We start from the raw sequence: 20,208 nt of genomic DNA on the forward strand, positions 1-20,208 counted from the left end.
GGGCCGTAGATGAGCACCAAGGACTACCTGGAGAAGGACTACTACGCCGTCCTTGGTGTGCCCAAGTCAGCCACCGCCGACGAGATCAAGAAGGCCTACCGCAAGCTGGCCAGGCAGTACCACCCCGACACCAACCAGGGTGACGCGACCAAGGAGACCAAGTTCAAGGAGGTCTCCGAGGCCTACGACGTCCTGTCCGACAGCAAGCGCCGCAAGGAGTACGACGAGGCGCGCACGCTGTTCGGGTCCGGGGTGGGCGGCCAGCGGGCGCCTGGCGGTGGCGGCTTCCCGTTCGACTTCGGGGACTTGTTCGGCGGCACCGCCGGGCAGCAGCAGGGCGGTCAGGGCACCGGGGAGCGCTTCAGCGACCTGTTCGGCGGACTGTTCAACCGTGGCGGCGGCGGCACGACCCGCACCTCCACCACGACCAGGCCGCGCCGCGGGCAGGACATCGAGTCCGAGGTGACGCTGTCGTTCAGGGAGGCGGTCGAGGGGGCCACCGTGTCCCTGCGGCTGACCAGCTCGGCGGCGTGCACCGCCTGCAGCGGGACGGGCGCCAAGGCCGGCACCACCCCGCGGGTCTGCCCGACCTGCGAGGGCACCGGGGCGGCCAGCCGTAACCTGGGCAACTTCGCCTTCTCCGAGCCCTGCCGCGACTGCAAGGGCCGCGGGCTGCTCGTGGACGACCCCTGCCCCGTGTGCGAGGGCAGCGGCCGGGCCAAGAGCACCCGCACCATCCAGGCGCGCATCCCGGCGGGGGTGGCCGACGGCCAGCGGGTCAAGCTCAAGGCCAAGGGCGCGCCGGGCGAGAACGGCGGTCCGGCCGGCGACCTCTACATCCAGACGCACGTCAAGCCGCACGCCGTGTTCGGCAGGATGGGCGACAACCTGACGGTGACCGTGCCTGTGACGTTCACCGAGGCCGCTCTCGGCGCCGAGATCAAGGTGCCGATCCTCAAGGGCATGCCGGTCACGCTGCGCATTCCTCCGGGCACGCCCAACGGGCGGACCTTCCGGGTGCGCGGCAGAGGAGTCACGCGCAAGGACGGCACCATGGGCGACCTGCTCGCCACGGTCGAGGTGGTCGTGCCGAAGACCCTGGATGACAAGTCACGCGAGCTCCTCAACGAGTTCAACACCGCCACCGCGGCCGAGGACCCGCGGGCTGATCTCATCCAGAGGGCCAGAAGCGAGTAGCCGATGGACGCCAACTATTTCGACCTGTCAGATGACACTCCCGTCTACGTGATCTCGGTGGCCGCGCAGTTGTCGGGGCTCCACCCGCAGACGTTGCGGCAGTATGACCGGCTCGGACTGGTCTGCCCCGGCCGCACGGCGGGGCGCGGCCGCCTCTATTCGACACGCGACATCATCCAGCTGCGCGAGGTGCAGCGGCTCTCCCAGGAGGAGGGCATCAACCTCGCCGGCATCAAGCGGATCCTGGAGCTGGAGAACGACGCGCTGCGGCTGCGTGAGGAGGTTCACCGGCTGCGCGCCGAGATGCAGATGGTCAGGGCGCTGATCCGCTACGAGCTGCCACCGGGGGCCTAGAAAGATGGACTACAAGCTCACCCAGAAAAGTCAGGAGGCGCTCTCGGGCGCCATGCGGCGCGCCGCCGCGGAGGGCAACCCGGAGATCGCTCCGGCGCACCTGCTGACGACCCTGCTCTCCCAGACGGGCGGCACCGCCATCCCGCTGCTCGAAGTGGTCGGGGCCGACTGGCGCACGCTCCGGGCCAAGGCCGAGGAGCAGCTCGCCGCGCTGCCCAAGGCGCAGGGCTCGACCGTGAGCGCGCCGTCGAGCTCCCGCCACCTCCTGACCGTGATGAACACCGCCGCCCAGCACGCCAACCGGCTGGAGGACCTCTACGTCTCCACCGAGCACCTGCTCGTGGGCCTGGCCGCCGACGGCGGCCCGATCTCCGAGCTGCTCAAGTCGCACGGCGCGACCCCGCAGGCGCTGCTCGACGCCTTCGAGAAGGTACGCGGCCACGCCCGCGTCACCAGCGAGACCCCCGAGGACACCTACCAGGCGCTGCAGAAGTACGGCGTCGACCTGACCGAGCAGGCCCGCAGCGGCCAGCTCGACCCGGTCATCGGCCGTGACTCCGAGATCCGCCGCGTGGTCCAGGTGCTCAGCCGCCGGACCAAGAACAACCCGGTGCTGATCGGCGAGCCGGGCGTCGGCAAGACGGCCGTCGTGGAGGGCCTGGCCCAGCGGATCGTGGCCGGTGACGTGCCCGAGTCGCTGCGCAACAAGCGGCTGATCGGGCTCGACCTGGGCGCGATGGTGGCGGGCGCCAAGTACCGGGGCGAGTTCGAGGAGCGGCTCAAGGCCGTGCTCTCGGAGATCAAGGAGAGCGACGGGCAGGTCGTCACGTTCATCGACGAGCTGCACACCGTCGTCGGCGCGGGGGCCGCCGAGGGCGCGATGGACGCGGGCAACATGCTCAAGCCGATGCTGGCCCGCGGCGAGCTGCGCATGATCGGCGCCACCACGCTCGACGAGTACCGCGAGCGGATCGAGAAGGACCCGGCGCTGGAGCGCCGCTTCCAGCAGGTGTACGTGGGCGAGCCCACGGTCGAGGACACGATCGCGATCCTGCGCGGGCTCAAGGGCCGCTACGAGGGCCACCACCAGGTGCAGATCTCCGACGGCGCGCTGGTGGCCGCCGCCGCCCTGTCCGACCGCTACATCACCAACCGCTTCCTGCCGGACAAGGCCATCGACCTGGTCGACGAGGCCGCTTCGCGGCTGCGCATGGAGATCGACTCCCGCCCGGTGGAGATCGACCAGCTCCAGCGCAACGTCGACCGGATGAAGATGGAGGAGCTGGCGCTGTCGAAGGAGACCGACGAGGCCTCCGTGCAACGGCTCGAACGGCTGCGGCGGGAGCTGGCCGACCGCCAGGAGGAGCTCAACGCCCTGGTCGGCCGCTGGGAGCACGAGAAGTCCGGGCTCAACAAGGTCGGCGAGCTGAAGAAGCAGCTCGACGACGCGCGCGGCGCGGCCGAGCGGGCGCAGCGCGACGGCGACTTCGAGAACGCCTCCCGGCTGATGTACGCCGAGGTGCCCCGGCTGGAGCAGGCGCTCAAGGCGGCCTCCGAGGCCGCGCCGGACGAGAACGCCATGGTGAAGGAGGAGGTCGGCGCCGACGACATCGCCGAGGTCATCTCCTCCTGGACCGGCATCCCGGCGGGCCGCCTGCTGGAGGCGGAGACGGCCAAGCTGCTGCGCATGGAGGACGAGCTGGGCAAGCGCCTCATCGGCCAGCGCAGGGCCGTACAGGCCGTCTCCGACGCCGTACGGCGCAGCCGCGCGGGCATCGCCGACCCCGACAGGCCCACGGGCTCGTTCCTGTTCCTGGGCCCCACCGGAGTCGGCAAGACGGAGCTGGCCAAGGCGCTGGCGGAGTTCCTGTTCGACGACGAGCGGGCGATGACCCGGATCGACATGAGCGAGTACGCCGAGAAGCACAGCGTCGCCAGGCTCGTCGGCGCGCCTCCCGGCTACGTCGGCTACGAGGAGGGCGGCCAGCTCACCGAGACCGTCAGGCGGCGGCCGTACACCGTGGTGCTGCTGGACGAGGTGGAGAAGGCCCACCCTGAGGTCTTCGACGTGCTGCTGCAGGTGCTGGACGACGGGCGGCTCACCGACGGCCAGGGCCGCACGGTCGACTTCCGCAACACGATCCTGATCCTCACCTCCAACCTGGGCTCGCAGTTCCTCGTCGATCCCACGCTGGAGAGCGATGCCAAGCGCGAGGCCGTGATGAGCGCGGTCAGGGGCGCGTTCAAGCCGGAGTTCCTCAACCGGCTGGACGACGTCATCCTGTTCGACGCCCTCGGCTCCGAGGAGCTGACCAGGATCGTCGACCTGCAGGTCGACCGGCTCGCGCGGCGGCTGTCCGAGCGCAGGCTGACGCTGGACGTCACGCCCGCCGCCCGCGAGTGGCTGGCCCTGACGGGCTACGACCCGCTGTACGGCGCGCGCCCGCTGCGACGGCTGGTCCAGTCGGCCATCGGCGACAAGCTGGCCAAGGCGGTGCTCTCCGGCGCGGTGGCCGACGGCGACACGGTCCTGGTGGATCTCGGCGACGACGAGCTGACGGTCCGCCGGGCCTGATCCCGCACATCCCAAGAGTGCCCGGAGGCCCGGTCGGCCTCCGGGCGCCGGCGTTTCACGCTCCGGTCATCACCGCGCCGGGTCCTTAAGGTTCGCTCCAGGCTTCGGACAAGCCGCCTCACGCGCGTGGGCTCGCTGACTAACTTCAGCGTTCGTCAGATCACCGAGAACGATCAGGGGGACGTGAAGTGTCATCTCGGAGCATCCGAAGCATCCTTGCCATGGTCACTCTGACCGCGGGGGTCACCTGGCTGGGGGCGGGCCCCGTGGCGGCGGACGAGTGCCGTACCAAACCGACGACCGTGCGCGCCGGAACGACGGCGACGCTCTGCGACGACCTCCGCAAGATCCGCCTGGACGACGGCTCGATCGGCGGCAGCCGGCTCCTCACCTCGCAGACCGACGAGCTGGCCACCGGCACGGCGAGGATGGCCCAGCGCCTCGGCCTGACCGGGCTCACCTCCGCGCGATCCGCGATGGGCCTGACGGATCTGGGCGGCATCGCCGCGACCTCCGGCATGCCCGCGCTGACGTCGAGCGCTCCGGCCCGGCCCGGCGGCCTGCCGAGTCTCGCCAAGCTCCCCGACGTCCCGGACCTGCCGAGCCTGCCGGAGCTCCCGGGCGTGTCCGACCTGCCCGTCGGGATGACCCTCGGCAACCTGCCCGATCCCGCCAAGGTGGCCGGCGACGGCATGGAGGCACCGCTCGACATGCCCGCGCCGGTCAACGAGATCAAGAACGACCTCATCGACCGGACTCTGCCGCAGGTGCCCACCACGGTCGACGGGCTGACCCACGGCAGCCGGCTGCCGGACGCACAGGACTCGCTGAGCGGCCTCACCGGCCTCACGGACCTCCTGCCCGGCCTCGGCATGAACTGAGGCCGTCACGGCAGGCGTCAGCCGCGGGTGACAGGGCCGCACCCCTGTCACCCCGGTGTCACCCGGCGCCGCTCACGAGATCAGCGCGTCGAGCTCGTCCTCGGGCAGCCCCAGGTCGACCCGGATGCGGTAGCGGGTGCGCAGCATGGCCAGGTGCTCGGGGTCGTCCTTGTCGCACGACAGCACGGCCTGGGTCACCCACTCGTGCCCCGCGCGCAGGTCTCCATAGGCGACCAGGGTCTCGGCGATGCTGTGCGCGGTCGCCGCCGAGACCTCGCCCTCGGCGCGGATGGTCTCGATGACCTGCCTCGCCTCGTCGTGCCGGTCGAGCTCGAAGAGCGTGTCGGCGATGCCGGCACGCGGGTCGAAGCCAGGGTCGCCACCGTCTTCGAGCGCGCGCTGGAAACACTCCAGCGCCCGCGCGGGCTGCCCGGCGGCTCTCCACTCCTCGGCGGCCTGAACCAGGATCGATGCCCTGGAAACGTCGCCGGTGGAGTAGCCGAGCGCCACGTCGTACAGCCGTCTGGCCAACGAGCTGTGGTCGTCGGCCAGCAGCGCCTGCTCAAGCAGGCGATCAAGGTGCTCACGGGTCACATGCGCCACAACCTGGAGACTACCGAGCGCGGTGCGGTTTTGCCCCGTCAATCCACATCGCCGATCCCGCGCCGGCATGGCAACGCGTTGTCCAAGCCTGCTCACCGTCCGCTTATCTTCGCACGTCACCGGGCATATAACCGATGCTCAGCGGCAGCGGGCGAGAGGGGCTGGGATGGGATCGTCCAAGCAGATGGCCTTCGCACTGGCCTGCGCGGTCGTCGCCTCGGCCGTGATTCCCGGACTCGCCGGTTATGTCTCGGCCCGCCTGGAGGCCATCGAGTCGGCCGAGCGGAGCCTGCGCGCGCTGGAGGCGAGACTGGAGGCCCGCGAGGCGAGAGGGGTCCGGACGGTGTCGATCCCGATCCGCTGCCTGCGCCCGCCCGGCCCGCCGAAGCAGCTTCAGCGGCAGCCTCCGGCCGCGGCGCTCGAACCGGACGAGCGCCGGGCCGGACGGCACGGCGACCGGGGACGGCCCGGCGGAGCCGGATCCACTCGGGGCGGCTAACTCGCCTGGGGGGTCCAGGACTTGAGCTGGCGGGCCAGGAAGCCGCGCACAAGCTGCTTGGCCGCGTCGACGATCTCCGGTGAGCCGTCCGGGTCGTGGCGGAAGGCCAGTTTGAGCACCGCGTCTCCGGCCTCCACGGCCACCAGCACCGCCACGTCCAGCTCATGGCTGTCGGCCAGGCCGTACTCACTGAGCAACAGCCCGCGCAGCCGTCCGGCGATCACGGCGTTGTTGTCGGAGTCGGAGTCGAGCAGGTTGAGGTCGACGGCGTCACCGAAGTGCAGGCTCTTGAAGCCCGGCACGGTGCGGTGCATGTCGACGTACTCGTCGATGATCGCGTCGACGGCCTCCCACCACCCCGTGTAGTCCTCCTCCATGAACCTGCGCCCGACCCTGGAGACGAACTGCTCGACGTTGCGCCTGGTCAGCTCCTGGGTGATGGCACGTTTGTCCGGGAAGAACTGGTAGACCGAACCGATCGCGACGCCTGCTCGGCCCGCGATGCGCGTGGTGGACAGCGATTCGTAGCCGATCTCGTCGAGGAGCTCGGCGCAGGCGTCGAGCATCCGCTCGACCCGACGGGCGCTGCGGCGCTGTGTGGGCTGGCGCCGCAGCGGTTTGGGCTGCGCACAGATCTGTTCAACTTGCGGCGAGGACACAGGCCCATCTTCCCCCCATGGGCCGATCGTTACCTGGGAATGCGCGGATTTCCCGGGAAGGCCGCCAACCTGGCCAGGCCGCGCACCACCGTGGGCGAGATCCTGGACAGCGCGTAGCCGATCTTCCCTTCGAGATTGACCGGTACGACGGCCTCGTTACGGTGCACGGCTCGCAGGATGTGCGCGGCGACGCGCTCCGGCGGGTAGCCGCGCCGCCGGACGGCCTCCTCCGACAGCTTGCGGGAGGCGGTGCCCACGTAGGTGGCGTTGCAGGCGATGGAGGTGGACACGAAGCCGGGGCAGATGGCGCTCACCCCGATCCCGTGGCCGGCGAGCTCGGCCCTGAGGCAGTCGCTGAGCATCTTCACCCCCGCCTTGGCGACCGAGTAGGCGGGCAGGGCCCGCGACGGGGTGAACGCGCCCAGGGAGGCGATGTTCACGATGTGGCCGCCCTCGCCGCGCTCGACCATCTGGGCGGCGAAGAGCCGGCAGCCGTGGATCACGCCCCACAGGTTCACGTCGACGGCCCGGTGCCAGTCCTCCAGGGTGTGGTCGAGGAAGCCTCCGGCGACCACGTTCCCGGCGTTGTTCACCACGATGTCCGGCACTCCGTACCGGGACCGGACGTCTCTCGCGAACTCCTCCATCCGCGCGGCGTCGGCGACGTCGAGGTGCGCCGCGTGTGCCGTACCTCCCAGGTCCTCGGCGATGTCGTCGGCGGCGTGCCGCGCCGCCTCGGCGTCGAGGTCGGCGCAGATCACCTCCGCCCCGTGCGCGGCGAAGGCACGCGCGGTGGCGCGGCCGATGCCGCTGCCCGCGCCGGTGACCACCACCAGCCTGTCCGCGAACGCCTTACGGCCCTGTGCGACCTTCGCGCCGCGCAAGCTCCTCGCCGCCTCTCCACCCTCGATGTGCTCGGCGAACTCGCCGATCATTCTGGCGATCAGGTCCGGGGCGCCACGCTGCGCCCAGTGCCCGGCGTCGGCCCTGCGGTGCCAGAGCCGCGTCACCCCCCGCACCTGCGACCGCAGCAGCGCGGGGGTGACGAACGGGTCGCGCAGGCATTCGACGAGTTGTACGGGCACGTCCACGTACGGCTCGGCGGCGGGCCGCCCGGTGAGCGTGTTGGCGCGGTAGAGCTGAACGCCGTGGGCGGCGTCCTCGCGGAGCGTGGCGGCCGGATGCCCGGGGCGCGGCTCGAGCCCTTCGGCGAACCGTAGCGTCCGCTCGAACACCCACGGAAGGACCGTGCGCCAGGCCAGCTCGGGCAGGACGGGAAACTGGAAGACGCCGATGTACCAGGACCTGGCCAGTTGCGCGGCGACCTCGCGCCGCCTGCCGTGCCGCAGGAAGCGGCCGAACTGGCCCGGTCCGGGGCCGCCGAAGCAGGTGAAGGAGGCGACGCGCTCGCGGAGGCCCGGCCTGGCCACCGCGTCCCAGCCCTGTATCGCGCCCCAGTCGTGGCCGACCAGGTGGACCCGGGGCTTGCCGACGGCCTCCAGCACGGCGGCCAGGTCGGCGGTCAGCCGGTCCAGGTGGTAGTGGTCGCGTCCGCGCGGCGCGGTGGAGGCGCCGGCGCCACGCACGTCGTAGCGGACGACGTGGAAGCGGTCGCGCAGGCGTGCGGCCACCTCGTCCCAGACGCGGTGGGTGTCGGGATAGCCGTGCACGAGCACGATGGTGGGATCGTCCGGGTCACCCTCCTCGACCACGGCCAGCCGCACGTCACCTGTCCACACGTCACCGGACCGCACGCCATCGGACCGCTCGTCAGGGGACCGCACGCCAGAGGACCGCGCGTCGGGGGACCGCACCCAGCGCATCGCACCTCCCTGTGGACGATCAGCCGCGGCGGGCGGACAGCCCCGCGCAGGAGCGCAGCGCCTTCCAGTCGGCGACGGCCTGGGTCCGCGCCGCGCCGGTCATGGGCACCGGCAGGCCGCCCTGGATGGTCGCCGGCGTCCAGGTGTCCTTGAGCACCTTGCGGCCGTTGATGGTGAGCGTCAGCACCCCGGTCCGCCCGGTGGTCGCCGGGTTGGAGTTGTAGAAGACGAAGTTTCCGAGGCCGTAATGGATGTAGGCGTTGTCGAGGTACCCGCCGCCGAGCAGGATATGCGCGTGCCCGCCGACCACCACGTCGGCGCCGGCCCTGACCAGCTTGGGGGCGAGGGAGAGCTGGGCCTGGTTGGGGCACTTCTGCAGCTCGGTGCCCCAGTGCAGGTGCACGATCACGGTGTCGGAGTTCTTGCGCGCCCGGCGTACCTCCTTGATGAGGCGCGCCTCGTTCTTGGCCGAGGCCAGCCCGCCCTGGTCGGGGGTGGCCGTCCAGGCCTGGATGAACTCGCTGTCCATCACCTGGGTCGCGCCGATGATCGCCACCCGGTTGCCGTTGACGGTCTTCCTGTACGGCTTGTACGCCTGGGCCTCGTCGGCGCCGATGCCCACCACGGGGAACCTGGCCTTCTTGCCCGCGGCTAAGGAGTCGGCCAGCCCGGTCTGCATGTAGTCCATGCCGTGGTTGTTGGCCATCGACACCACGTCCACCCCGGCGGCCTTGAGCGCGGTCAGCGCGGTGGGGGGCGCCCGGAAGGTGAACTGCTTGCCGGGGGCGGGGGTGCCGCCGGTGGTGATCGCGGTCTCCAGGTTCACCATCGCCAGGTCCGCCTTGCGCAGCACGCCGGCGATCGGCCCGAGCGCCGTGCGCGGGTCGGCGAGCTTGGGGCGGAGCATCCCCTCGAAGTGCACGTCCCCGCCGAAGGAGATCGTGTACGGCCGCCGCTCGGGGGTGGCGGGGGTGGAGGGGCTGGCCTTGGCTGCGCCGGCCTGCCGTTCGCGCTCGGGTGCCGGGGATTCGGTGGCTGAACAGGCGATGAGGGAGGCGGCGACAGCCATCACCGCGAGGGCATGGGGGAGTTTCATCGGTCGCCATTTCAGCTCGATTCACACTTTCAGGGACCGAGCATGCCATGTACGACCGATTGGTGTCTGTCCCCCTATGTCCTCCCAGCTGGCCGGGAGTGGCGACACACAGACTGGAGTGGTTCTCAAACTTGAAGCATTCAGGTTTAGGGCCTAGGTTGGAGTGCATGGGAGACGCTGACCTGCTGCGTCACGCCGGGCTGCGAGTGACCGCGGCACGGCTGGCGATCATGCGGACCGTGCGTGCCGGCGACCACCTCGACGTGGACGCCGTCTGCCGCGGCGTGCGCGAGCGCGTGGGCCAGGTGTCCCTGCAGGCCGTCTACGACTCGCTGCACGCGATGCACCGCGCCGGTCTTCTCCGGAAGATCGAGCCGATGGGCAGCCCCGCCCGCTACGAGGCCCGGGTGGGCGACAACCACCACCACCTCGTCTGCAGGCGGTGCGGCACCGTGACGGACGTCGACTGCGCGACAGGGGTCGCCCCCTGTCTCGATCCCGTCGACTCCGCCGGCTACCTCGTGGACGAAGCCGACATCACGTTCTGGGGCGTGTGCCCGAGCTGTCAAAGATGAGGATCGCGACTATGACCAACAGGCCTATCACCACCGACGATTCGGGCGTTCCCGCCCCGAGTGACCACCACTCGCTCTCCGTCGGCCCGAACGGCCCCCTGCTCCTTCAGGATCACTACCTGATCCAGAAGATGGCGCATTTCAACCGCGAGCGCGTTCCCGAGCGCGTCGTGCACGCCAAGGGCGGAGGCGCCCACGGCATCCTGCGGATCACCGAGGATGTCAGCCAGTTCACCAAGGCCGGGCTGTTCCAGAAGGGCAAGGAGACCCCGCTCTTCGTGCGCTTCTCCACCGTGGCGGGCGAGCTCGGCAGCGCCGACACGGCCCGCGACCCGCGTGGCTTCGCGATCAAGTTCTACACCGAAGAGGGCAACTACGACATCGTCGGCAACAACACGCCGATCTTCTTCATCCGCGACCCGCAGAAGTTCTCCGACTTCATCCACACCCAGAAGCGGCGCGCCGACAACCACCTGCACGACCACAACAACCAGTGGGACTTCTGGACGCTCCAGCCCGAGTCCGCCCACCAGGTCTCCTTCCTGATGACCGACCGCGGCACCCCCGCGAGCTGGCGGCACATGCACGGCTTCGGCTCCCACACCTTCCTGTGGTACAACGCCGCCGGCGCGAAGTTCTGGGTGAAGTACCACTTCAAGACCGACCAGGGCATCCAGAACTTCACCGCCGCCGAGGCCGCCGCGCTGACCGCCACGGACGCCGACTACCACACGCGTGACCTGTTCAACGCGATCAAGCAGGGCGACCACCCGTCCTGGACGGTCAACGTGCAGGTCATGCCGTTCGAGGCCGCCGCGGACTACCGGTTCAACCCGTTCGACCTGACCAAGGTGTGGCCGCACAGCGACTACCCCGAGATCACGATCGGCCGGTTCACCCTCAACCGCAACCCGGTCAACTACTTCGCCGAGGTCGAGCAGTCGAGCTTCGAGCCCGCCAACATGGTGCCCGGCATCGGCCCGTCCCCGGACAAGATGCTCCAGGGCCGGCTGTTCTCCTACCCGGACGCCCACCGCTACCGCATCGGCCCCAACTACCTGCAGCTGCCGATCAACCAGCCGAAGTCGCCCGTCCACAGCTACAACGTCGACGGCCCGATGGCCTACACCAACCCGCAGGACCCGATCTACACCCCCAACAGCTTCGGCGGCCCCACGGCCGACCCGTCGCTGTACGAGGGTGAGCACTACCACGTCACGGGCGACCTCATCCGCGCCGCGGCCGGCAGGCACGCCGAGGACGACGACTACGCCCAGCCGCGCGCCCTGTGGGAGAACGTGCTGTCGGACACCGACCGCGCCCACATGGTGAGCAACATCGTCGGCCACGCCTCGGCCCCCGAGGTGACGGACGACATGAAGAAGCGGGTCGTGGAGTACTGGACCAACATCCACAAGGACCTCGGCCACGGCGTCAGCCAGGGCCTCGGCCTCGCCTGACCACGCCAGGAAAAACGGCCCGTGTTCCATATTTCTGGAACACGGGCCGTTTTTATATATTTATCGGTTCTCGTACGGATACGACTGTTTCTTCACTGTCGCGATCAGCCGAAGCCGTTCGTCAAAGGCTGGGTGTGAGCGCGGTCAGGTCGAACTCGCCCTCGCGGACCCCGGCGGTGAAGGCGGCCCACTCCTCCGGGGTGAACACGAGCACGGGGCCGTCCTGCTCCTTGCCGTCCCTCACTGCGACACTGCCGTTTGCCAGCGGGGCAACCTCGACGCAGGTGGCTGCGCCATTGCAGAAGCTGCTCTTCTGCCAAGCCGCTGTGGTGTCGATCTGCATTTTCTCCCCAAATGGGTAAAGGGGCGCCATTGCCCCTTATCGTGCCTATTACATCAACGTCGCCATAGCATTGCTTTACGCTGGATAAGGACGCGTGATTCATCCTCGTCCAGCGCTTCCGACCGCATATGATCATAGGCGGTCTCATATCCCGCTACACGTTCGAGATCTTCGACAAAGTCAGCAGTGTACAACTGCTCCAGATACACAACATCGTCGAATGCCGCGAACTTCAGATGGATGAACGCACCTGTGTTGACCGGATGGAGTGCCTCCAAAGTCAACACCTGGACGCTGACGTGCGGCAGGAGGGAGACCTCCAGGAGATGCTCCATCTGCTCGCGCATCACCGCGGGCTCGCCGAAACGGCGCATGAGCGCCGACTCGTCCAGCACCACGGTCAACCGAGATGGATCGGCTCTGTGCAGGACACGCCGCTGCCGATCGAGGCGTGCCTCGACACGGCTGCGGACGCCGCTGTGGGTGATCCGGGCGATGCCGCGGGTCGCAAGGATGACCTCCCGCGCATAGTCCTCGGTCTGGAGGAGGCCAGGCACGACCTGGGGTTCCCAGTTGCGCTGGAATGTGGCCTCCGCCTCCAGCCCGAGGAATCTTGTGTACTCCCCGGGCAGGGTGTCTTCGTAATCTTCCCACCACCCGCGCTGGTCCGCGTCACGCAACAGGCCGAAGAGTTCGTCAAGTTTGTCACTGTCGATGCGATAGAGCGTGGCCATCGCCTTGATGTCGTCGGCGACCGGCATGGTCTTGGCCGCCTCGATCCTGCTGATCTTGCTCGGCGACCAGCCGAGCTCGCCGGCGGCCTTGGCTCCGGTCAGCTTGCGTCGCTCACGCAGGAGGCGCAACTCCTGGCCGAGCCTGAGCCTGCGGACAGTGGGACTGCCCTGCTTCGATGGCACCGTCGACCTCTCCTTGCCGGAAATGGAGGTGTAGCCGGAAGGGATCGTTTCGAGCCCGCGGTTTTGGGCCGTTCACCCAATCTTACACTGCAACTTGCACGTGTAGTGGCACCAGGGCTTGCCAGCAGGCTGACACGGGGAGAGCCTAGGAGCAAGAAGCGTTCCGGGGCGCACGCAGTTGCGTGCAAGTTGCATGTAAACATGCTCCGCAAGGGCATGAACAACATGTTAAGAAAACAGAATCTTTCTTGCGCAAGGTATTGCAGCACAGATGACCGCGGGGGACGATCGACACCAGGAAGGCACCGGGGGAAGAGGAGGCCGAAGGATGATGACGCGGCCCCTCATATCGGAGCTTCCGCCCATCATCGCGAGCGGCCACTCGGGCCGCCACACCGGCAACGTCGCCGTCCCGGATCTGAACGACTACCCCAGGGAGGCCACCTGCCGGAAGGATCTCTCACTCAGCTGAAGAACCACCGCGACCGTCGCTCGTTCGAGCACCTGAGAGCCGGACCGAGACCGACCCCGCTCGTCGCGTCAAAGGGCTGCCACCCTGCGACGAAAGCGGCCGTCGGCCTGCAGTCCGGCGAAAGAAGCCACCTCGAATAATGCCGCGAAAGGGGTCTTCTATGTACTCACAAGGTACCAAGAGACTCAGTCGAATCAAGTCCTGGATCCAGGATCTCATCGCTCGCGCCGACCGGGACATCTGCCTGGAACCCGACGAGTTCGCCTGCCGTAGGGGCTGGACCGTGACGCGCGCCGGCTTCGGCGCCCGCCGCTACCGTGACCCGCGCTTCGACCAGCTCAAGCTCGGTCGCCGAGTGCCGGAGGAGGTGTCCTGAGTGTCGAGAAACCCACGGAACCAGATGTACCCGGCCAACGAGGACCTGCCCGCGGCCGGCGGCTCGGGGCCGATCGTCCGGCTCTGGCGGATCCGTACCGAGTTACTACTGGTGGCGGCACTCGTTCTGATAGCCATGACCTTGCTGAGCGCGACCCGGCAGGGCGCGTGGCTGCCGTTCATCCTGGTGAGCAGCGCGGTCTCGGCGCCGGCCGTGACCAGGACGGGCCGCAACTGGGTCATGGCGCACGTATGGTGCGTGATCTCCAGGCACCGGCTGCAGCGGGTCTGCCTGGAGACCACGATGCACACCAGGGCCGGCCGGATCCCCCTGGTGCTGTGGATCACGCCGACCCGCACGGGCGAGAAGGCACTGATCCTGACGAGGGCCGGCATCAGCGCCGAGGAGTTCGAGGCCTACAGCGAGGAGATCGCCGCGGCCTGCTGGTCCAGGAGCTCCCACGTCTACCGCCACCAGCAGCGGGCCAACCTGGTGATCGTGGAGATCGTCCGGCGGGACGAGGTCGCCGGCACCGCCTCCCCCGGTCTGGACCGGCTCTACGGCAGGCGAGCCTGGGTCGCGCTGCGGTCCGAGCTTGAGGAGCCGCCTGATCTGCGCGGGACCCTGGTCCTTCCGCAACTGGGCTAGGGGCCTGCGCGCGAGCCCCGGAGACCGCGGGGGCTCCGGGGCTTCCCCCTGCGGGCCGTACGGTTCAAGATGAGTTCCTCGGACGAACTCAGGAGTGGCGATGACCTCGACCGTCCACAGGACCTGTCCCCTGTGCGAAGCCGTCTGCGGCCTGACGCTGACCCTCGACGACGGCGGGCACGTGACGAGCGTGCGGGGCGACCAGGACGACCCGTTCAGCAAGGGCTTCATCTGCCCCAAGGGCGCGAGCCTCGGCAAACTGGACGAGGACCCCGACCGTCTGAGCAGGCCGCTGGTCAGGGAGGGCGACCTGTGGCGGGAGGTCGGCTGGGACGAGGCGTTCGCCGCCGTCAAGCGGGGCCTCGACCAGGTCGTGGAGCGGCACGGCCGCCAGTCGACCGGCATCTACCTGGGCAACCCCAGCGCGCACACGATGGCGGGGGCGCTGTACGGCGCGCCGCTCATCAGGGCGCTGGGCACCCGCAACATCTTCTCCGCCAGCACCGCCGACCAGATGCCCAAGCACGTGGCCAGCGGGCTGCTGTTCGGCCATCCGCTCGCCATCCCGGTGCCCGACCTGGACCGCACCGACTTCCTGCTGATGCTGGGCGCCAACCCGCTGGAGTCCAACGGCTCGCTCTGCACCGCCCCGGACTTCCCCGGCAGGCTCAGGGCGCTGCGCGAGCGGGGCGGCAGGCTGGTCGTGGTCGATCCGCGCCGCACCAGGACCGCGCGGCTGGCCGACGAGCACGTGTTCGTCCGGCCCGGCACGGACGCCTATCTGCTGTTCGGCCTCGTGCACACGCTGTTCGCCGAGGACCTGACCCGCGTCTCCGGCCCGGTCAACGGGCTCGACCAGGTGCGCGAGGCCGCCAAGCACTTCCCGCCCGACGTGGTGGCCCGCCGCACGGGCGTGCCGGCCGAGGTGATCGTACGGCTGGCGCGCGAGCTCGCGGGAGCGAGGACGGCGGCCGTCTACGCCCGCATCGGCACCTGTACGACCGAGTTCGGCACGCTGGCCCAGTGGCTGGTGGACGTGCTGAACGTGCTCACCGGCAACCTCGACAGAGCCGGCGGGGCCATGTTCGCCAAGCCCGCCACCGAGTCCGGCGGCCGGCGCCGGCCGTACACGGTGGGGCGGTGGAAGAGCCGGGTGCGGGGGCTGCCGGAGGCGAACGGCGAGCTGCCCGTGGCGACGCTGGCCGACGAGATCGAGACGCCCGGCGACGGCCAGATCAGGTTCCTCGTCACGGTGGCGGGCAACCCGGTGCTGTCGGCGCCGCACGGGGACCGGCTGGACCGGGCGTTCGCGGAGCTCGACTTCATGGTGTGCGTGGACCCGTACCTGAACGAGACCACCAAGCACGCCGACGTCATCCTGCCGCCGCCGCGGGTGCTGCAGGCGGGTCATTACGACTTCGCGCTGCTCGGGCTCGCGGTGCGCAACTACACCCGCTACTCGCCGCCGCTGCTGCCGCTGGACGGGCAGCCGTCCGAGGCGCAGATCCTGGCCAGGCTGACCATGATCGCCTCCGGGCTGGAGGGTGACCTGGACGAGTTCCTCATCGGTCAGCTGCTCGCCAAGGCCGTGGAGACGCCCGGCTCGGGCGTCGAGGGGCGCGAGGTGGCCGAGCTGCGCGCGGCGCTCGACGGGCGCACGGGCGCGGAGCTGCGCCTCGACCTCATGCTCAAGCTCGGCCCCTACGGCGAGTGGGCCGGCAAGGGCGACCTGTCGCTGCGCAAGCTGCTCGACAATCCGCACGGTCTCGACCTGGGACCGCTGCGGCCACGGCTCCCCGAGGTGCTGAGGACCGCCTCGGGGCTGGTCGAGCTGGCGCCGCCGCAGCTCATCGAGGACGTGGAGCGGCTGCGTGCCCGGCTGGAGGAGGAGCCGCCGGAGATCGTCCTGATCGGGCGGCGGCACCTGCGCTCCAACAACAGCTGGATGCACAACGTGCGCGCGCTGGTCGGCGGCAGCAACACGTGCACGCTGCAGATCCACCCGGCCGACGTGGCCCGGCTCGGGCTGTCCGGCGAGGCCGTGGTCCGGTCGGCCAAGGGCGAGCTCACGGTGGCGCTGGAGCCGACCGACACGATCATGCCCGGCGTGGTGAGCCTGCCGCACGGGTGGGGACACGCGGGCAGCGCGCAGGCGGTGGCGGCCGCGCACGCGGGGGTCAGCGTCAACGCGCTCACCGACGAGTCCGCCATCGACATACCGTCTGGTAACGCAGTGTTCAACGGAGTTCCGGTGAGTATTTCGCCAACCGGTATGATCACCGCACATTAGGGTGTCGCGCGTGACTATCGTGCCAGAAGAGGACCGCCTGACCACCCAGATCGCCTTCGCCGTCGAGATCGACAAGTTGAAGCGGATCATCCGCCGCAACCTCCTGATAGACGGCTCGCGACGGGAGAACGACGCAGAGCACTCCTGGTATGCGGCCACGCTGGCCATGGTGCTGGGCGAGCACGCCCCACCGGGGACCGATGTCCAGCATGTGATCGCCATGCTGCTCGTGCACGACCTGGTGGAGATCGACGCCGGGGACACCTTCATCTACGACCCCGTCGCGGTGGCCGAGCAGGCCGAGGCCGAGCGGGCCGCCGCCGACCGGATCTTCGCGATCCTGCCCGCCGAACAGGGCGCGCGGTTACGGGCACTCTGGGACGAGTTCGAGGCCCGTGAGACGGATGAGGCCAGGTTCGCCAAGGCGATCGACCGGTTCGCGCCGATCCTGGCCAATCACCACACCGAGGGCGGCACCTGGCCGCTGTTCAAGGTGACGGCGGCGCAGGTCAGGGAGAAGGTCCGGATCATCGCGGAGGGCTCGCCCTCTCTCGGCGCCTACGCCCGCGAACTGGTCGAGTCGTCCGTGGCCAACGGGCACCTGCCCGAGTGACCCCCGTATCGCTGGGGTAGGGGACTCGTCGTGAAAGAGACAGTTCGGGCGAGACGTCGGCACTTGCGGCGTTTCGTGGGGCCGGTCGACCTGACCGATCGGCTCGAAAGGTCCAAGTCCATGGACAGGCCGATCATGGGGCTGGCCAAGGCCGTACGCGCGCGTATCCGGCCGGGTCTGCTGCGGGACGTGCTGCACGGCGTGCCGACCGGCAAACCCCTCCACCCGCCCCTGGCCGGGGTCACCCTCGGCTGCTGGATGTCCGCCGCCCTGCTCGATCTGGCCAAAGCCGATCCCCGTGCCGTCCGGGTGCTGCTGGCCGCCGGGATACTGAGCTCTCTGCCCACCGCCGCGGCCGGTGTGACCGACTGGTCGTCGCTGCACCGCGAGCAGCAGCGCGTGGGCTTCGTCCACATGCTGTCGAACGTGACCGCGCTCGGCCTGTTCTCCGCGTCCCTGGTGTCGCGGGTGCGGGGCCGTCAGCGCGCCGGCCGCATGCTCTCCTACGCCGGCCTCACAGCGGTCGGCCTGGGCGGCTACCTGGGCGGCCACCTGGCCTACCGGCTCGCCGCGGGGTCCAACCACGCTCCCCAGGTGTCCCACCTGGTGCCGCTGGGCTGGCACGACCTGTGCCTGTACAAGGACCTGCCGGAGGGCCGGGCGGTCTCGCGGCGGCTGGGCTATCTGCAGTTGTTCGTGCTGCGGCACAACGAGGGCGTGACCGTGCTCGTCGACCGTTGCCCGCACCTGGCCGGCCCCCTCCACCAGGGCAGGCTCGTCATGGAGAACGGCGAGCCCTGCGTGGTCTGCCCCTGGCACGGCAGCACCTTCAGACTTGAGGACGGCTCGGTGAAGCACGGTCCCGCCACCGCCCCGGCGCCCACATTCGAGACCCGGGTCCGGCGCGACGGCACGATCCAGGTGCGGCCGAGCTTGACCTAAACCTTTGTTGAGGTCCTACGGTCGCCACATGAACAGAATTCTTGTAACCGGTGCGACCGGCAATGTGGGCAGGCATCTGGTGACCACGCTCGCCGAGGGAGGTGTCCCCGTCCGCGCCCTGGTGCGCGACCCCGGCCGGGCCGGGCCGCTGCCGGATGGCGTCGAGGTGGCCACGGGCGACCTCACCGTGCCCGGGACCGTCGCGCCGGCGCTGGCGGACGTCGAGACCGTGTTCCTGCTCTGGCCCGGGTTCGAGGCGCGGGCCGCGCAGCCGGTGATCGACCTGATCGCCGAGCACGCCCGCAAGGTCGTCTACCTGTCGGCCCACGTTTCCGACAGCGACGAGCCGATCACCTTCCACCAGGAGATCGAGCGGTCCATCCGGCACTCCGGCCTGAACTGGACGTTCCTGCGGCCGGGCGGCTTCGCGGCCAACACCCTGGGCTGGGCCGAACAGATCAAGCAGGGAGTCGTCCGGTGGCCGTACGGGCAGGCCGCCAGGGCGCTGATCCACGAGAAGGACATCGCGGACGTGGCGGTGCACGTGCTGACCTCGGCCGGGCACGGCGGGGCGGCGTACCAGCTGAGCGGGCCCGAGAGGCTGACGCAGGCCGAGCAGGTGGCCGTCATCGGCGAGGCGGTCGGGCGCGCGGTCCGCTGGGAGGAGCAGTCGCCGCAGGAGGCGCGGGAGCAACTGCTGGCGGCCTGGGGTGACGCCACGTTCGTGGACACGGCGCTGGCGGCCTGGGGGGCGTTCGTGGACGCGCCCGAGGAGGTCACCGACACGGTGGAGAAGCTGCTCGGCAGGCCGGCGCTGACCTTCCGCGCGTGGGCGCGGGACCACGCGGCCGACTTCCGCTGATCACTTCTCGTCGGCGGGGTGCTCCACCAGGGCGAGGATGCGGCTCGACATGAAACGGGCGGTGCGGATGGCCGTGCCGCTGCGGGTGACCTCGCTCACCTCGACCAGCCCTCGCCGGGTGGCCACCTCGACGCGGCGGCCCGCGCGGGTGGCTATGACCTCGTAGGTGCGCGGGGTGCCGCCCGCGTCGATGACGATCTCCACCCGATCACCCTTCATGTACGGATTTATACCCACAAGAGCAGGAAATTATCCGTACACCAGTACGAAAATCGCCACAACGCCCACGCACACGATGACGCCTCGCAGCACCGGCGCGGGGATGCGGCGGCCGACCTTGGCGCCCAGGAAGCCGCCCAGCATCGCGCCCACCGCCACCGCGAGCACCGCCCACCAGTCCACGTCGGCGATCAGCAGGAACAGCACGGCCGCGGTCGCGTTCACCAGCAGCGCCAGCACGTTCTTGGCCGCGTTCATCCGCTGCAGGCCGTCGTCCAGGAAGGCGCCGAGCAGTCCGACGACCAGCACGCCCTGGGCGGCGCCGAAGTACCCGCCGTAGATCCCCGCCCCGAAGACCCCCAGCCACAGCGCCGCGCCGCCGTGCGGGCGCGGCTGATCACGCCTGGCCGCGAGCCACGCGTTCAGCCTGGGCTGGATCAGGACCAGCACGCAGGCCAGGCCGATGAGCACCGGCACGACCACCTGGAAGACGTCCGGGTCGAGATAGAGCAGGAGGATGCCGCCGATCAGCGCCCCCAGGGCCGAGCCCATGCCCAGCCGCACCAGCCGGTCACGCTGCCCCCGCAGCTCGGCGCGGTAACCGTAGGCGCCCGTGACCGACCCCGGCACCAGGCCGATGTTGTTGGAGACGTTGGCCACCACGGGGTCGATGCCGACGGCCACCAAGGTCGGGAAGGTGATCAGCGACCCGGACCCGACGACCGCGTTGATCGCCCCGGCCGCCAACCCCGCCGCGCACACGGCGAGCGCCTCCCAGACCGTCACTCTGACCCCTTTTATGTC

General features: G+C 69.8%; 21 protein-coding genes and 1 pseudogene. 14 read left to right on the forward strand and 8 right to left on the reverse strand.

All coding sequences use genetic code 11. The annotated features are described in order from the left end of the window. Nucleotides 1–9 precede the first annotated feature (9 nt). From dnaJ to ACIBQX_RS18165, 4 genes and pseudogenes are all read left to right on the forward strand, one after another. Nucleotides 10–1,197: a molecular chaperone DnaJ gene (gene dnaJ, locus ACIBQX_RS18150; RefSeq protein ID WP_397005782.1), complete on the forward strand. Its 1,188-nt coding sequence runs from the start codon at nucleotides 10–12 to the stop codon at nucleotides 1,195–1,197. 3 nt (nucleotides 1,198–1,200) lie between these two features. Further along, a pseudogene (locus ACIBQX_RS18155) lies at nucleotides 1,201–1,488 on the forward strand (heat shock protein transcriptional repressor HspR); the annotation flags it as partial. A 67-nt stretch (nucleotides 1,489–1,555) separates the two neighbouring features. Further along, nucleotides 1,556–4,126: an ATP-dependent chaperone ClpB gene (clpB, locus tag ACIBQX_RS18160; protein ID WP_397005784.1), complete on the forward strand. Its 2,571-nt coding sequence runs from the start codon at nucleotides 1,556–1,558 to the stop codon at nucleotides 4,124–4,126. Between the two features lie 221 nt (nucleotides 4,127–4,347). Continuing rightward, on the forward strand, nucleotides 4,348–5,007 hold the full coding sequence (locus tag ACIBQX_RS18165; protein ID WP_397005786.1) for a hypothetical protein: 660 nt from the start codon (nucleotides 4,348–4,350) through the stop codon (nucleotides 5,005–5,007). 72 nt (nucleotides 5,008–5,079) lie between these two features. On the opposite strand, the gene ACIBQX_RS18170 is transcribed toward ACIBQX_RS18165, so the two are convergent. Beyond that, a complete protein-coding gene (locus ACIBQX_RS18170; RefSeq protein WP_397005788.1) occupies nucleotides 5,080–5,610 on the reverse strand; it encodes a tetratricopeptide repeat protein in 531 nt (176 codons plus the stop codon). 166 nt (nucleotides 5,611–5,776) lie between these two features. On the opposite strand from ACIBQX_RS18170, the gene ACIBQX_RS18175 reads away from it, so the two are divergent. Beyond that, nucleotides 5,777–6,109, forward strand: a complete 333-nt coding sequence (locus ACIBQX_RS18175; protein ID WP_397005790.1) for a hypothetical protein — start codon at nucleotides 5,777–5,779, stop codon at nucleotides 6,107–6,109. On the opposite strand, the gene ACIBQX_RS18180 is transcribed toward ACIBQX_RS18175, so the two are convergent. The 3 genes from ACIBQX_RS18180 to ACIBQX_RS18190 form a co-directional block, all read right to left on the reverse strand. Further along, a complete protein-coding gene (locus ACIBQX_RS18180) occupies nucleotides 6,106–6,675 on the reverse strand; it encodes a TetR/AcrR family transcriptional regulator (protein ID WP_397005792.1) in 570 nt (189 codons plus the stop codon). The two genes, ACIBQX_RS18175 and ACIBQX_RS18180, sit on opposite strands and share 4 nt — an antisense overlap. A 122-nt stretch (nucleotides 6,676–6,797) precedes the next feature. Further along, nucleotides 6,798–8,591, reverse strand: a complete 1,794-nt coding sequence (locus ACIBQX_RS18185; RefSeq protein ID WP_397005794.1) for an SDR family oxidoreductase — start codon at nucleotides 8,589–8,591, stop codon at nucleotides 6,798–6,800. Nucleotides 8,592–8,610: 19 nt separating this feature from the next. Continuing rightward, complete coding sequence (locus tag ACIBQX_RS18190) at nucleotides 8,611–9,687, reverse strand: CapA family protein (protein WP_397005796.1); 1,077 nt, start codon at nucleotides 9,685–9,687, stop codon at nucleotides 8,611–8,613. 167 nt (nucleotides 9,688–9,854) lie between these two features. Here ACIBQX_RS18190 and ACIBQX_RS18195 point away from each other — a divergent pair, with 167 nt between their 5' ends. Then, nucleotides 9,855–10,262 carry a Fur family transcriptional regulator gene (locus ACIBQX_RS18195; protein ID WP_397005798.1) on the forward strand — a complete coding sequence of 136 codons (408 nt, stop codon included), beginning with the start codon at nucleotides 9,855–9,857 and terminating at the stop codon, nucleotides 10,260–10,262. 11 nt (nucleotides 10,263–10,273) lie between these two features. Next, nucleotides 10,274–11,722, forward strand: a complete 1,449-nt coding sequence (locus ACIBQX_RS18200; protein ID WP_397005800.1) for a catalase — start codon at nucleotides 10,274–10,276, stop codon at nucleotides 11,720–11,722. A gap of 121 nt (nucleotides 11,723–11,843) precedes the next feature. Here ACIBQX_RS18200 and ACIBQX_RS18205 read toward each other — a convergent pair whose 3' ends face one another. Together ACIBQX_RS18205 and ACIBQX_RS18210 are read right to left on the reverse strand one after the other, a co-directional pair. Next, nucleotides 11,844–12,065: a DUF397 domain-containing protein gene (locus ACIBQX_RS18205; RefSeq protein WP_397005802.1), complete on the reverse strand. Its 222-nt coding sequence runs from the start codon at nucleotides 12,063–12,065 to the stop codon at nucleotides 11,844–11,846. Nucleotides 12,066–12,118: 53 nt separating this feature from the next. Then, nucleotides 12,119–12,982 (reverse strand): helix-turn-helix domain-containing protein, encoded by an 864-nt coding sequence (locus ACIBQX_RS18210; protein ID WP_397005804.1) that lies wholly within the window; start codon nucleotides 12,980–12,982, stop codon nucleotides 12,119–12,121. A 328-nt stretch (nucleotides 12,983–13,310) separates the two neighbouring features. Between ACIBQX_RS18210 and ACIBQX_RS18215 the strand changes: the two genes are divergently transcribed. The 7 genes from ACIBQX_RS18215 to ACIBQX_RS18245 all read left to right on the forward strand — a co-directional run bounded on the left by ACIBQX_RS18215 (nucleotide 13,311) and on the right by ACIBQX_RS18245 (nucleotide 19,185). Beyond that, nucleotides 13,311–13,454: a hypothetical protein gene (locus tag ACIBQX_RS18215; RefSeq protein ID WP_397005806.1), complete on the forward strand. Its 144-nt coding sequence runs from the start codon at nucleotides 13,311–13,313 to the stop codon at nucleotides 13,452–13,454. 160 nt (nucleotides 13,455–13,614) lie between these two features. Then, nucleotides 13,615–13,830, forward strand: coding sequence for a hypothetical protein (locus ACIBQX_RS18220; protein ID WP_397005808.1), 216 nt, complete (start codon nucleotides 13,615–13,617; stop codon nucleotides 13,828–13,830). Further along, the gene (locus ACIBQX_RS18225) at nucleotides 13,831–14,478 is read left to right on the forward strand and encodes a hypothetical protein (protein WP_397005810.1); all 648 of its coding nucleotides are present in this window, start codon (nucleotides 13,831–13,833) and stop codon (nucleotides 14,476–14,478) included. It begins immediately after the preceding gene. A gap of 100 nt (nucleotides 14,479–14,578) precedes the next feature. Then, a complete protein-coding gene (locus ACIBQX_RS18230; RefSeq protein WP_397005812.1) occupies nucleotides 14,579–16,768 on the forward strand; it encodes a molybdopterin-dependent oxidoreductase in 2,190 nt (729 codons plus the stop codon). A 1-nt stretch (nucleotide 16,769) separates the two neighbouring features. Further along, nucleotides 16,770–17,381 carry an HD family hydrolase gene (locus ACIBQX_RS18235; protein WP_397005814.1) on the forward strand — a complete coding sequence of 204 codons (612 nt, stop codon included), beginning with the start codon at nucleotides 16,770–16,772 and terminating at the stop codon, nucleotides 17,379–17,381. A 120-nt stretch (nucleotides 17,382–17,501) separates the two neighbouring features. After that, nucleotides 17,502–18,323: a Rieske 2Fe-2S domain-containing protein gene (locus ACIBQX_RS18240; protein ID WP_397005816.1), complete on the forward strand. Its 822-nt coding sequence runs from the start codon at nucleotides 17,502–17,504 to the stop codon at nucleotides 18,321–18,323. Between the two features lie 28 nt (nucleotides 18,324–18,351). Next, the gene (locus ACIBQX_RS18245) at nucleotides 18,352–19,185 is read left to right on the forward strand and encodes an NAD(P)H-binding protein (protein WP_397005818.1); all 834 of its coding nucleotides are present in this window, start codon (nucleotides 18,352–18,354) and stop codon (nucleotides 19,183–19,185) included. On the opposite strand, the gene ACIBQX_RS18250 is transcribed toward ACIBQX_RS18245, so the two are convergent. Beyond that, a complete protein-coding gene (locus ACIBQX_RS18250; protein ID WP_189142088.1) occupies nucleotides 19,186–19,404 on the reverse strand; it encodes a hypothetical protein in 219 nt (72 codons plus the stop codon). It lies immediately after the preceding gene. Between the two features lie 30 nt (nucleotides 19,405–19,434). Further along, a complete protein-coding gene (locus ACIBQX_RS18255; RefSeq protein ID WP_397005821.1) occupies nucleotides 19,435–20,190 on the reverse strand; it encodes a sulfite exporter TauE/SafE family protein in 756 nt (251 codons plus the stop codon). Nucleotides 20,191–20,208 lie beyond the last annotated feature (18 nt).

The sequence above is a fragment of the Nonomuraea sp. NPDC049714 genome, from assembly GCF_044465295.1.
Lineage (GTDB): Bacteria > Actinomycetota > Actinomycetes > Streptosporangiales > Streptosporangiaceae > Nonomuraea.